The sequence below is a fragment of the Sphingomonas sp. Ant20 genome (assembly GCF_000783375.1).
GTDB classification, from domain to species: Bacteria; Pseudomonadota; Alphaproteobacteria; order Sphingomonadales; family Sphingomonadaceae; genus Sphingomonas; species Sphingomonas aerolata.
In genome coordinates, this window is record NZ_JRVI01000060.1 from 1 (window position 1) to 13,503 (window position 13,503).

The 13,503-nt window shown below is 63.4% G+C and carries 10 protein-coding genes and 1 pseudogene; 4 read left to right on the top strand and 7 right to left on the bottom strand.

Annotated elements, in window-relative coordinates; translation table 11 throughout:
* The 4 genes and pseudogenes from NI18_RS25030 to NI18_RS26845 form a co-directional block, all read left to right on the top strand.
* Positions 1-595 (top strand): annotated as a pseudogene (locus NI18_RS25030) (chromosome segregation protein SMC); the annotation flags it as partial.
* A 1,480-nt stretch (positions 596-2,075) separates the two neighbouring features.
* Entirely contained in the window at positions 2,076-2,258 is a 183-nt protein-coding gene (locus NI18_RS24320; RefSeq protein ID WP_128082175.1) for a hypothetical protein, read from the top strand.
* 300 nt (positions 2,259-2,558) lie between these two features.
* Positions 2,559-2,801, top strand: coding sequence for a hypothetical protein (locus NI18_RS25645; protein WP_198526991.1), 243 nt, complete (start codon positions 2,559-2,561; stop codon positions 2,799-2,801).
* 569 nt (positions 2,802-3,370) lie between these two features.
* The gene (locus NI18_RS26845; RefSeq protein ID WP_306286341.1) at positions 3,371-3,643 is read left to right on the top strand and encodes a helix-turn-helix domain-containing protein; all 273 of its coding nucleotides are present in this window, start codon (positions 3,371-3,373) and stop codon (positions 3,641-3,643) included.
* A 682-nt stretch (positions 3,644-4,325) separates the two neighbouring features.
* On the opposite strand, the gene NI18_RS09905 is transcribed toward NI18_RS26845, so the two are convergent.
* From NI18_RS09905 to NI18_RS25650, 7 genes are all read right to left on the bottom strand, one after another.
* A complete protein-coding gene (locus tag NI18_RS09905; RefSeq protein WP_037529795.1) occupies positions 4,326-5,846 on the bottom strand; it encodes a hypothetical protein in 1,521 nt (506 codons plus the stop codon).
* Entirely contained in the window at positions 5,843-6,391 is a 549-nt protein-coding gene (locus NI18_RS09910; RefSeq protein WP_037529797.1) for a hypothetical protein, read from the bottom strand. Before NI18_RS09910 ends, NI18_RS09905 begins: the two co-directional genes overlap by 4 nt.
* Positions 6,388-6,924, bottom strand: coding sequence for a hypothetical protein (locus NI18_RS09915; protein WP_037529798.1), 537 nt, complete (start codon positions 6,922-6,924; stop codon positions 6,388-6,390). The genes NI18_RS09910 and NI18_RS09915 overlap by 4 nt, the downstream gene beginning before the upstream one ends.
* Entirely contained in the window at positions 6,915-7,148 is a 234-nt protein-coding gene (locus tag NI18_RS09920) for a hypothetical protein (protein WP_037529800.1), read from the bottom strand. The genes NI18_RS09915 and NI18_RS09920 overlap by 10 nt, the downstream gene beginning before the upstream one ends.
* 938 nt (positions 7,149-8,086) lie before the next feature.
* Positions 8,087-9,820: a hypothetical protein gene (locus NI18_RS09925; protein ID WP_128082176.1), complete on the bottom strand. Its 1,734-nt coding sequence runs from the start codon at positions 9,818-9,820 to the stop codon at positions 8,087-8,089.
* 22 nt (positions 9,821-9,842) lie between these two features.
* Positions 9,843-11,825, bottom strand: a complete 1,983-nt coding sequence (locus NI18_RS09930) for a S8 family serine peptidase (RefSeq protein ID WP_157840514.1) — start codon at positions 11,823-11,825, stop codon at positions 9,843-9,845.
* Between the two features lie 774 nt (positions 11,826-12,599).
* The gene (locus NI18_RS25650; RefSeq protein WP_037529804.1) at positions 12,600-12,881 is read right to left on the bottom strand and encodes a hypothetical protein; all 282 of its coding nucleotides are present in this window, start codon (positions 12,879-12,881) and stop codon (positions 12,600-12,602) included.
* Positions 12,882-13,503: the final 622 nt, after the last annotated feature.

Below are 13,503 nucleotides of genomic sequence, written 5' to 3' on the forward strand. Positions count from 1 at the left end.
CGCCCGCATCGCCTTCGCGGCGCTGGACGTGCATGGCGACGGTGCCGCGGCCGCCGCCGCGGAAGCGGAGGAGGCCCGCGCTGAGATGGGTGTACAGGCGGAGGCCTATCTGCTCAGGCGATCGCAGGCCGTTACACTGCGCTGGGCAGTGGAGCGTCACCGTCGTGAGCGGCAGGATCCGCTGCTCGCACGGGCGGGAGGGCTCTTCCGTCGCCTGACGCTTGGACGGTATTCGGATCTCAGGATCGACCACGACTCGTCGACGCCCCGTCTTCTCGGGGTCACCGAAGACGGAAGTCGGGCCATCGACGTGGACGCCATGAGCGACGGCACCGCCGACCAGCTCTTCCTGGCCCTCCGCCTCGCGGCCGTGGAGCAGTCCGTCGAGGCCGGATCTCGTCTGCCGTTCCTCGCCGACGACCTATTCATCAACTTTGACGATGCCCGCGCCCGCGCCGGTTTCGAGGTGCTGGCCGAGCTTGCCGGCTCGACGCAGATCCTCTTCTTCACCCACCACGCGCATCTGGCCGATCTCGCCCGGGACGTCGTCGGCGCCGACCTGCATTCGCGGTGCGACCTCGACCGGCAGGGCTGACGGCGGGAGCGCCACGTCCGCCGGAGACATGGACCGGACGCGGCGGCGAAACGCGCGGGCACGCCGGCTGCCGCCGGCGGTCCTTCCGCGTTGCGAATATCCTGCGGATGGCCTGGACCCCTTGGAAAGAGTGCAGGATCCACGAGCCTATAGATACTTACTTGGAACCATGTCGCAATGTGGGTGGAGCCAATGGGCTTCAGCTATGGCCTGGTCCGTAGCGATTCAAAATTAGGTGTCTCGCGCACGCGCGTATACGTACGCGCGCGGAGAGTCTCTCATCTCCTTGTAAGTATGATAAGAGATAGAAGTAAGAAGGATAAGAAGAGCGCGGGTGCGCAGCGCGCGAGCGATACACGTCGTCGCGGCTTTGTCAATTCGGAAAATCGTAAAGTTTTTGCAGGGTGGCGTCTCGCCTCGGGGCACGTCAGGCAACCTCTTGAACTCTACGGATGCACATATGTGCATCCGTGCGTCGCCGGCGTTTGCACATGTGTGCATAAAGGGCGATTTTTTTGCACACATGTGCATAATTCCTTGATTTATGCACATGTGTGCATCGGGGATCACTTGCACACGTGTGCATACTGGGACCGATGCGGCACAAAGATTTTTCGCTTTTCAGATCTGGGACTTCGTGGACTGGAGGGCTTGGCATTGAACGGCGAGCCTGCTTCACCAGAGTGCGTGGGGGCGCCGCCGTCCGCGGTGGCTCCAGGCGGATTGGGCGGCCGTCGTCCTGATCTGCGACGTGCTAGCCCGAATCGTCGAGCGATTGTCCTATAGTCCACGCTTACGATGGACGCCTACACGGGACGATCATCCAGTTGCTTCTGGAGGCGGCCTTAGCTGTGCCAGCGTCCGATGCACACATGTGCATCTTCGCGCGACACGGTTTGCACACATGTGCATAAACGGCGCCAACTTGCACACATGCGCATACTAGGTCCGATGCGGGACAAGATTTCCGTTTTTATCTGGGTTCCGGACGCCGCCTGCTGCGATGTCTCCGCGGTGGCTGACAGCATGCTTCGCCTGCCGTACGTGTAGCCGTTGCCGTCGTCGTCTAATGAAAATCCGGTGGCAGGTCGAATGTGACGGCAGGTGCTATTTTCCACCGTCAGCAAGATCTGAGAATGCATCGAGAAACGGCGTTTCAAACAGCCTAGTCTGGTTCGAACAGATCGATGCATGATCAATTGCCCAATCGGCGGGCGAATATGCAGGAGCCATCGCCGAGCTTGAGATATCCTCCCAAGCCCAGCAAAACCATTCAACCGGCTGAATGGCTGCCCGCTGTCATCGCGGCGCTCCGGTATCAGCAATGTCAAGCGCGCTAAATGAAATCTCTATCTTGAGTAGGGGCCTAATTAACGGCTGGCGAAGGCCAGAATTTAATCAGATTGCGTCCTGAGGCAAGAGGTATCAATTCGCAGAAATATACTGTATGGCTTCCAGATAAAGTCTTTGGAGGGAGCAAATGGCGGCGATAGCTGATAATCAATATTACGCGATGCGTGCGCAGCAGGAGCTTGATATGGCGTCGCTCGCCACTGACCCCATCGTTAAAGTGCTGCATTTAAATATGGCAGCAGAGTATGCGGCTTTGAGAGAGCGGGCGGATGCGGAGGTTACGGATGCAGGAAATGGTGCCGGGGGCTGATCTGGAGGCGCTAGCCCGAAGCCTCGACGCGCTGATCGCGTTTGCCGATCGCGAAGGAAACTTCGTTCTCGCCGCTACCCTCGATGCGGCACGGGTACAGTTCGGTGACCTATACGGGCATTTAAAAGGCTAATCCAATTTTCATGTGATCGGTCGGATGGCAATGTATCTGGTAACCGTGAGAATTATATGAAAAATGGAGATCGCGCGACCGCGACCGCAATCGCTATACTGAAATTTCGTAGAATACGTTCTGAGATACTGCCCCGAGAGTTGTTTGGAGAGCCTGGGTGGGATCTGTTGCTGGAACTGTTTGTCGCTGACGCCCGCGGTCGCCGTCTCACTGCGCGTGACGTTAGTGACCGGAACGATATACCACCAACTGTCATATCGCGTTGGCTAATGCACCTCACGCAAATAGGGTATATAGTTGGTGATGGTGAAGGTAATATCGATGATTTGCTGACGCTTTCTGGTAAAGCGCTGGACGCGATTGAGAGCGCTATGGCTATGGCAAATAGCTTACGAGAATCAGTCGAGTGAATCATTGATCAGATAAACTTTTATTTGACCTATCGCAATCTTGCAAAAGCAATTGCCAAAAGTTGCATCGGGTAAGAACAAATGATCTCGCGAAAATTCCTGATGGGGCGTGGTCGTGATCGGTTGAGTCCTGAAGTCCAAATTGCGATTGAGGATGCCATCACTGACATTCGGGAAGTTTCCGCGCGAAACGTGTTAGTCCGTCGAGGACACCGGGTGCGTTGTAGCATTTTGTTACTTGAGGGCTTTGTTTGCCGGTCTTTGAATGATTTTCAGGGAAAGCGGCAGACGGTTGGAATGTATCTACCGGGAGACTTTGTCGATCTAGATGGGTTTCAGCTTAAACGCCTCGACAATGAGATCGTCTCGATTGGCGCGGCAAAAATTGCTGTTTACGATCATACTTCGCTAGCCCGGACAATCGAACGTTGTCCCTGTTTGACCCTAGCTCTATGGAAAAGCTCACTACTAGACACTGCGATACATAAAGAGTGGGTTTTCGACTCGGCCGTCTCGGGGCAGAGGCGCGCATTGCTCACCTCCTTTGCGAATTACATGCTCGACTCGAGATGGTTGGTCTTGTTCAAGACGATAGCTTTGTGCTGCCACTGACCCAAGTGGACATCGGGGAGGCGACGGGTTTGACCAACGTCCATGTAAACCGCGTACTGCGCACGCTGCGTGAACGTGGCCTCTTAAAGTTTAACAACCGGCGAGCTGTCATTCTCGATCGAAATGGGCTCGCGTCGCTTGGTAATTTCGACGCGCAATTTCTATACGCGTCTAGATCAAACATCGGGGAAGCGGACCTTGTCCACTGTGGCGGGCCTGATACCTGGTGATACGCAACCAAGACATTTCCATACTTTGTCCCCATCGAAACGACGTGGCATGCGTCAGGCCCTTCTGAAGCGTCCCGGCCATACCTTGCATATGGGGGCATCGATGACGCCACATACAAATGTGCATCTCAGACCTGATCCGGAACTGGGACTTTTCATCCTGTCAGTATCAACTGCGCCGCCGGTTGCGAAACTTTAAATTGGCCCGCGATTTTGCTTCGGCGGGGGGGCGTGTCGCCGCCGAGTGTCTGACCTTCTGTCGGAAGGACGACTGTGACCATACTGGCAGAGCGGCGCCCGTCCTAGTGGTGGCCGTTTTTTCGGATCGCTACGGGAGAAGGCCCGGAGTGCGACTAAGGTGCGACGGATGCACACATGTGCATCCGCGCGGCGAAGCGTTTGCACACATGTGCATAATCGACCCCATTATGCACATGTGTGCATAATCCAACGGTCTATGCACACATGTGCATCGGCAGCCGACTTCCACAAATGTGCATACAAGGTCCGACGCGAAGCGAATATTTCTCGTCTTGCCGGTCCTTGGCCATCACGAGGCGTGATGCTCCGGACGGGAAGCCCACGCGCGAGCATGATTCGTCGGGCGGGCGGCCGCTGTCGACATGATGGGTGGCGGGATAGTGGAACGTCGCGACGCTGGACCTCGATGTCTGATCGGCAGCTAGCGGGAAGGGCGGTCTTCCAGGATCACCTCATCCGGCGTGACGATCATGCGGAACGTGCCCGACGGGTCGAGGCGGCTGGTACTGCCCCTCGCCCGGTCGACGAGGCGCATCTGCGCCACGGTTGCGCCTACGGTGTGGGTGGTCGTCCGTACTGTGAGATGCAATCGTGATCCGAGTTCAGGATCGCTCAGCGCCTGGGCCAGGGCAGGGCCTGCCGTCGCCTCTACGCGTCCGTATTCGAAGGCCTGTCTGACGACCATGGCGAAGAAACGGGTCCGTGACGGGGAGTGCAGACCCATGACCATTCGCTTGAGCTGGTGTCCGATCACGGACAGCGGAGTCGTGGTCCGCGGGTCCATCCCAATCAGGTCGCGGACGTCGACGGCGAGCTCGTCGGTCGTGCGCAGCTGCGCCAGGACGCTGGCCGGAGTGGCACCACAGGTCACTACCAGGCCCTTCAGCCGCCTCAGGTCGGAAAGCGTCGCGTCGTCGGAACTATGGACCTCCGGGGCGATGCGCCCGATGGGTTCCGCGAATCGCATGTTCAGGTCACCCAGGTTGCCAGTGAGCCTGATCGGCAGGTCCTCATCGCGATGATCGCGGTCGGCAGGTGACCAGTGCTGTCGTTTCATGAGCTGCACTATCGCACGCCGATGGTGGACATGGTCGTCGGACGTCCGTGGCTTAAGATCGACGAGCATGGCCGCGGTCGCGCGCGACATGGCCATGACTCGCTCGATCGCCGGGCCCCGGATCGGCCTCTCGGCCTCGAGCAGCTCATGAGCGGTCCAGTCCTCCCCGGTCGCTATGGTCGGATCGTCACCCGACCGCATGAGACAGAGGCTGCGCCATGGAGCAAGCCCCATCGACCATGAACGATCGTAGAGGGCGGCCCACCCGTCCGAGCGCGCATCGGGTCCCGTCCCCTGGGCGCGAAGAAGGATGGCGGCGCCGAACGGCCACGATAGATCGGATCCCACCCGGTCGAGCTCGGCCGCGATCGCAAGCTCCAGGGCAGCGAGAATCCCTCTGTCGCGGCCTGCGCCGTTCGCTCGTATTCCCGGTGCGACGACATGCGTCGTCCGCCAGGTCCGATCCTCGCCAGCGCTTCGCACGGCGGCGGCGGTCGAGCCTATCGCCAGAGCGTGCATGTCCCGAACGGTCCAGTCGCCTCGCGCACGACGCATCTGATCCGGATCATCGCCATCGTAGGCGACGAACAGCGGAGCCTTCGTCTCTTCGACCACCTGCGCGAATTCGGGGCCGTTTTTCCTGAAGATCCGCAGATCCAGGGCGGGCCGCCAGTCGTGGCTGACCGCCTTCTCGGCCACGACGAGCACCGCCGCATCCGGCGCCCGTCCTCTCCTTGGCAAGGCAGGCATCAGCATCAGCCGCCATCCGTCCGCAGGGCGGGGGTAGAGGGCGACGAAGTCGTCGAGCAGCCGCAGGACTTCGCCCTTCAGTTCGTCGACGCGCGCCGGCTCGACCGTGCGGGGCAGGCCGGAGATCTCGATCACGCCATCGCGCGCGGTTGCGACGATCGAGCCGGCCAGGCGCCGAGACGCCGGGTGTCGGGCCGCTCCCAGCCGTCGGCGGCAGCGGTGGTGAGGATGCTGAGGTCGCGCCATGTATCGGCCGCCTTCCGGGAGGTCTGCCGAAGCCTGCGATGTACCTCGATCGCCCGGTCGACGAGCAGGTCGTCTCTACGCAGGAACGTTGCCAGCTCGACGGCCAGCATGGGGCGTTCGAGAAGGACCGGGTCGTCGATCCGACGCGTCAGCTCCTCCAGACCGACGTGATCGGCGACCAGGACGACGTCGTGCCGACCGAATGCGAAGGCGTGGACGGCGTGATCACCGGCGCGGACGACAAGATGGGGTGCACGCAGCGTCGTAGCGTCTGGGACCTCGTACGGCTCGAAGCCGCGTATCGTGCCATCGTCCCCGATGATCTGAACGAGCGGCGCGTTAGACCGGCGGTCGCCAAACAGCGGCACGAGGAACCCGAGCATCGCTCCGCCGGGATCGACGAAGTCGGACAGCGTGCGGACATCAGGCGTCACGACATCACCTTCTGCGAGACGAGGTATCTTGCGACGTGATCGTACAGCAGGCCGGTGTAGGCGGACGGCTGGTGCCGTCCGTAGGTCTCGTACGAGATCGGCACGACGTCCGGCATCGCCGCCAGCGCGGCGGCTATGGGGAGGTCGGATAGCAGCGACGCCGGCGCGACCACGGCCCGGAGCGCACCCGACAGCGGGACCGACCTGGCGATCTGCACCTCTATCGTCGACCTGCGATCGTCGTCGTCCGCGATGGACTGGTCACGGCTGAGGCGGGCGAATGCCCTTGCAGCCTCGTGCGCGATGGAGATGCCGTCGGCGTCCGCCGTCGGCCGGGACCGGAAGTAGTTGCCGTTGCTGTCGAAGAAGGCCCGCACCAGTCGCATCGGCAGATCGCCACGCGAACCCAGTTCGAAGTCGGACCGGTCGAGCAGCGGACCTATGTGCGGAGCGTAGCGGTCGTAGCCGCCGCTGTCGAACGGCAGGATCCTGAGCGCATTGCCGAGCAGCGCCGGATCCAGGATCAGGCACATGGAAGGTGCTCGGACATGGCGCCGGGCGCGAGTCCCGGGAGCGGCTTGAATGCTGGACGGCCGTAGAAGAGGTAGAGGAGGTCGGTCCCGTATACCCTGCAGCTTCGCGTGCGAAGTTCGCCCTGGACGATGATCCGGGCACCGATCGCGGTCGCGGTGGAATGCATCAGCGGCATCGCCAGTTCGTCGGCATCGAAGGCCTCGAGATAGTCGAGAAGACTCACCGGACGTTCGTGGCGCACTCAGCCGAAGGACGCAATCGCCGCAGGTCAGCCGCAAGTCTGAGGGGCGGCTTCGACGATGACCCGCCCACGCGCATGCACCAGGCAGCCTGCCGGTTCCAACGCATGGCGCCGGCCATCCTTGATATTTCAGGCCATCCGACGGCCGACGGCACTCCAGCGACAGTGATCTGCCACGCGTCGGTCTGAATGGACCCGGCTGCCAGGCGGCTCGAGTTCGTGCTATCGAGTATCGATGAAGGCGCGGTGTTCCCTCCGGTTTCACGCCGCTTTCGCTGCGCCGTAGGGCGGGGCCGATCGACCTAGTTTGCCTCGGCAGGCGAGCCGACGCCCGCCTGTATCGCGTTCGCCGATCGGGGGTCGCATACGACACCCTGTGCGAAATGCTCGCTAGAGACGCCGGTCCTGTGTGCAGCCGCACGCCCGTTCGCCGTTGGCAGGCTATTTGCCCCATGGCGATGGTGATGCGCGCTTTCATGATGCGGCCCGACACGTGATCGAAGATGCCTTGATCGACCGTACTACCGGATCGGTGAAAACGAACGGGAGTCGGCTCGGATCCTGCCCTGCGAGCACGCGCTCGGCCAGCGGCGTGCAAGTGCACACTTGCACGCGCGACGCGCTCGCCGTCACGCCGGGTCGCGAACCGCTCGAGATCTTTCAGACTCCCTGCGCGGAACGTCCGAGAATAGACGCCCATCGGCTGGTCGAAGACGAACGGCCGACAGCCGGCGGTCGGTCCAGCACCCCGATGCTCCACTCCCAAGGCCGATTTCCGCGGACGAATGCGAATGCGAATGCGGCTTCGGCAGCAGTGCGTCATCCCTCGTCATGGATCAGACGGGTCGCGCGGCGTCCGCGAGGCTGGTAAGCCGGCGGCCCTGGTCGACGCCAGCCGAAAGGACGCAGACCGAGGGCGATCAGTCGGATGAGCCTTCAGTCGCGTCCAGCGCCTTCAGCTCCTGCCTCTTCCTCCTGAGTAGGATCTCCTCCTCGACATGCTTGCGCTCAGCCTCCAACAGTCGCGTCTCGTTCTCGATCTTCGTCTGTTCGGATGGCTGCTTCAGCGGGATCGCAGAGGTAAGCAGTGCCGCCCTCGCATCGTTCTCCGCCTTCTCGGCGGCAAGCGTGCGGAGCTCGGATCCCTTGCCGTAGGCGATCAGGCTCGTGGCTGCGTCGAGACCTCCATTGATGGTCTGTCCGATCGCGACGGCCTCGGCACGCGGCTTCCGGTAGCCGAACTTCACGAGACTGCCGTCTTCGGCGAACTCGGCCGTAAGGACGTTGTTCGAGAACGGTCCGTTCGTCAGGCCGAGAGACGCTAGGTGGCCCAGCTGCGGAATGGCCCGCTCGTCGCTTGCCAGAACGCGGTCGTCCGAGGCCGCGATCTCCAGGCACGTCCTGTCGTCCGGCAGGCCCGCATCGCCGCCCGGCCGACAGACGCGGACCCGGCCCTGAGCCCGCGTGCGGTAGACGATGCCGCAGCGGGGGGCCCCTGGCGCACCGCACGTAGGGGCGGCAGGAAGCTGGAGCGCCGTTGAGCGCCTGGTCAGCGGTCCTGAGACAATGACCACTTGAGCCTGCGTCAGACCGGCGACGACCTGTCCAAGCGCGTCGCGTCGCGCCGTCGCATCGTCGGACCAGTAGCCCTGCGCTGCGGCTATCGCGCGTGTCCGTTCCACCTCGTTGGTCGCGGAGACCCAGGCCGCTTCCGAAGATCGGTCCTGGGCAAGCGCCATGTTCCTTCCGAGGCGGTGCACCAGCCATCTGGGGTTTCCCTGATCCTTCTCCAAGGTGCGCAGGACCACGACGTCCTGCGGCTTCGTCGAGTCGGCGGTCGCGTCCGCCAGCGCATCCGCTTCGGAGCGCAGCGTCTCGCCCGGCTCGTAGACCCTGCGGGAGACGAGGGTGAGCTGGCTGACGGCCTTGGCCGCCGCCTCGTTGGCGTCGGACGCTGTCTCGCTCGCCAGCCGCATGTCGCGCTGGAGGTCGGCGGCCTTTGCCGAGACCTCAGGGGACCTCTGCGCCTCCTGATGGTCGGACGCGAAGTCGTCACGGGCCTTCTTGGCCTTCTTCAGCGAGGCTTCGGCGACCTTGATCCCGCCGCGGAGACGGGGAAGCTCCGCGAGCGCCTGGGCCGCGGTGTCCGAACATGCAAGGAAGGCCGTCGTCGGAACGGCTTCCGCGGCGACTGCGCCGCCGCCTGGCACACCGATCGCGATCTTGCCCACGGAGATGGCCGCCTTGAAGGCTTCCGCCGCCACGTCCGCGGTTCGATCGTCGACGGTCACGTTTACCGACTTCAGGATACCGCTGGGGTATCGTTCATAGCCGAAGTCGCTGATCTTCATGAAGTCGGCGAGCGCGGCGTAGTCGATGGCGACCTCCTCGCCGGCAACCGTCCGGGCGGCGAGGCCCGCCCTGACCTCGAAGACTACCTTGCCGAGCGCCGACGGGTGTGCGTCGTCCGGCGCAAGCGGACACTCCACCAGCGTTCGCCGCACCTCGACGTCGTAATGCACCTCCGGCAGGTTGTAGACGGCTCCCTGCGTGATCTTGCCGGCGGCGGGCACTCCCGTCTGCAGATGGGTGGTGGTGCATCCCCCCAGGACCAGCGCTCCCAGTGCCGCCTGCACTATCCTCTTCGTCGGCATCACGATCCCCCCTCGATTGACGTCATGCTGGCATCGGAGCGGACGAACTCCTGCAGATCCGCCAGCGGTACGACGATGGTGGTCCAGGGCGCCGGGCCAGGTGGGGAGCTACGCTCGGCGAGAACGGCCTCACCACCGTGAACTCGATTTCCGGCGTACCGCCCGGTCTTACGCGGGTCGGACTGCGGCGACCGTTCGAGAAGCACCAAAGACCGAACGCGAGGCTCCGCTTGAGCGCGAGGATCATGCGGGTGTCGACGTCGCGGCTTCCGCAGCGCAGATCGCCCTGCGTATGGAGGATGCCGAGAAGCTCGACCGTCCTGCGGGGATTGTCGAGGCTGCCCTCGACCCCGACGGTCGCCCGCAGATAGTCGCTGCGGAAGAGCAGGGCCTTCGCGACGTTCAGGCGGGAGCGCGAGTAGATGGGAATGTCGGAGGCGTCGTCTGCCACTACGGCGGCGAAGGATTCGCCCTGAAGCTCGAGCGATCCCGCGAGCAGATCGCCGCTCAGAAGTATCCTGCGCTTGATGCGCCTCGCATCCAGACGGTAGCGCGACAGCAGCGATGCGGCGAAGGTGACGAGGGGGGCGGCCTGCGACGTTCCGCTAAGCCTCTCGATACGCTCATCTGCGATCCACGACGGGATCCCGCACCCTGGCGCCGCGATGTCGACATGCTCGGCACTGCGGTTGGTGAACTTGGTCAGATATCCCCTACCGTCCTCGGCCGCGACCGAGATCACGTTGGCGGTATCCCCTCCCAGCCGCGCGGGGAAGACGGTCCGCTGCTCCTGCCGGGTTGCGATGACGTCGCTACCATCGTTGCCGGCCGCCGCGACGAAGAGCGTGGAGGGATTGCGGTCGATCGCCGCGACGAGAGCGGCGGACACGTCGGAATCGTAGCGCACGCTGAGGTTCGCCACCGAAGCCTTCGCCAGATCCACCTTGGACGTCGCGGCGCGCAGCGCCATGCTGGACACTTCCCGCCCCCCGGCCGAGAGCGGCACGATCGTGAGGCGAAGCCAGGAATCGTCCGGCTGCAGATCGAAGAAGGCCGGATCGTCCAGCGTCGCGCTGCCGATGATGGTACCGGCAACGTGCGTGCCGTGGCCCGAGACGTACCAGGGCGTGCCTGCCGCCGGTATCACGATGGCATCCAGATCCGGCCCGGCATCCGAGGTGCGAATCCTCGGTCCGATCGTCGGCGTGCCGTCCGGCAGGTCCTCCACGCTGAACCGGCGGGCCGGGAAGCGAGGCTCGAAACGGATGCCGTCCGGCTCCAGCCGGGCCGCGGTGAAGCCGTTGTCCAGCACCCAGACGGATACCGAATTGTTCTTCTGGACGTCGCCAAGCGTCGCAATGGCGCTCTTCAGCCGGACGACGTCGACTGGAGGCGGCGCGGACGCAGGACAGTCGGGAGGGGGGGAATAGCTCGCGGCGCCGTCGTCCTCGGCCGCTGCCAGGAGGATCTCTCCGCCCGCGTCCTTCGCGATAGTTTCGGAGATCTCTCTCGCCGCCGTTCTCGAGAAGGCGTCGAACGCCTTCGAGTAATCGCGGACCTGGTTCGCGAAGTCGGAGGTGCCGGGGGCGGACCTGAAGCGGACCGCGCCGGTCGCGAACGCACCGTTCAGGACCTCGCCCGGCTTCACCTTGTCGATGTCCTTCCGACCGTAGAACCGCCGCAGCTCATCACGGCCGCCCGTTCTCCCCGTCCGCGCCAGGAACACGGACCCCAGGTCGCCACCGGGCTCGACGATGGCGTCGTCTGTCACGTCGCTCACGTAGAGGCATGCAGGCCACACATACCCATAGGCCGCATCGCCCATCACCGCGTCCAGGTCGGCATCCGGCGCAAGTCCGTTCCGCGTCCGGAAGCTCGCCTCGTAGGCGGGCAGCACCTTTCCGCAGAGGGTCCTGAACACGCGCCTCGGCCCGAATTCACCGACTCTCGGAAAGTCCGCCCTGTCGAGGCGCGTGCCTTCGGCATTCAGCGCCAGAAAGCGCACCAGGTCGGCAGGCGGTTCGGCACGGGTCGCCCGCAGCGTGATCGCGTCGGCATCGCCGACCGCCGCGGTCTGCGCCGACGCTCCCGCGGAGACGGCTAGGGACAGCACGGCCAGCGACGCCGTCATGCGTGCGGGCTTCATGGGCAGCTCCTCGGGACGGGGGCGGACGCGGATCCCTGACGCGGACCTGCGCGGCCGGATGGCGACCCATCCAGCACTCGAGGAATCTGCGGAAACGGGGAGTGGATAGCGACGTGAAGTAGGACCGCACCTCGTTTACGGCAGCAGGGTTCTGGCTCGCTATGCCGCGGATGACCCGCGGCGTGTCCAGACTACCTGCGCTCACGCCCGAGAAGACTGGTCCGCCTGAGTCTCCGGCACAGAGCGCGGACGCCGTCTTTCCGTCCGAAACCGACACGAAGTGCTCCGCGTCGACCCGATCGACCACGATGTCCCCGACGGCCAGCTGCGGACGGGGCGGACCCTGTACCAAGCGTCCCGTCCCGGGTGTGAAGGCCCATGAGACGCAGCCGTAGCCCGCAGCGAGAAGGCGGGTCGCGGTCGCGACCGCTTCCAGATCGAGCGCCTCCCAGCGCAATTGCTCGAATGCGACCGGTCGCGGTGCCTTCGCGTCGGCCAGACAGAGTGCGTAGTCGGCGTAGTGGCGCACCCCGCTGGCGCTGGGGCTTGCATCGGCATACGCTCGGTCGATCGTGCACTCGAACCTCAGGGGGCCGATGGAGATAGCCGACGGGGTGGTGGCTACCCCTTCGATCACGCAGTGCGCGGCGGTGATGACGACGTTTCTGCCGACCAAGGCTGCCGTGCAGGTCCTCGCGTCGCAGTCCCGGTCTTGGACGAGGCGATCGCAATCGAGGTCCAGTCCCCCTTGTCTGGGCTGCGACCGTTGAAGATCTGAATCTGGCTGGACGCCAGCGACTGCTTCGCCGTGCTGAACTGAATAGGCGGCCCGGAAACGTTTTCGACGAGCGGATCCGACGTCACGTCCTGAGCCAGCGCATTGCTCGGTACGGTAACCACCAGAAACGCGCTCAACGCAAGTCCGAGCGGAGATGACGTTCCGGGAAGTGCGGGCCGAACTTCTATCACGCGTTCCCCCAAACAAGCGTAATATCTGCACCGTCGTACTACGTCTCACAGAAACGATCCAGTGGAGATGTATCGAGCGACAACGCCATCATAGTAGCAGGCCCGCTACGATATTTCTTGCGCAGTTCGGAGGATTGCGCCTCGTGCGGTATGAGAGCTTTGAAAGAAGCTGCATTACCGCTGCTCCGGCAATTTCACAGGGGGCGGTGACCTTCATCGATGATCGCGACCGAAGTACACTGTTCCTGTCGACCGACTCTGAAGTATCTATGTCCTGAGCCACGGATATCGAAGAAGGCTGGGCCCTCCGCGTCTGTCGACGGTTGACATCCAGCAGGGTGACGGCCTGACTGACAGGTCGCGGATCTCGACCGATGGGACGAACACGGCCTTGTCCTAGGCATCACCGGGTCTCCGCGACGACCTGCTGCCCTTACGGAGGGTGTCGGTCTCAATTCCGTCAGGCAGACATCTGTTGCTGCTTCCGATCTGATCGGTCGAACTGCCTCATCGGTGGCGGGCCGACCGCCTGCAAGCGCCGAACATATTCGTTCGCCAGCAGACAGCT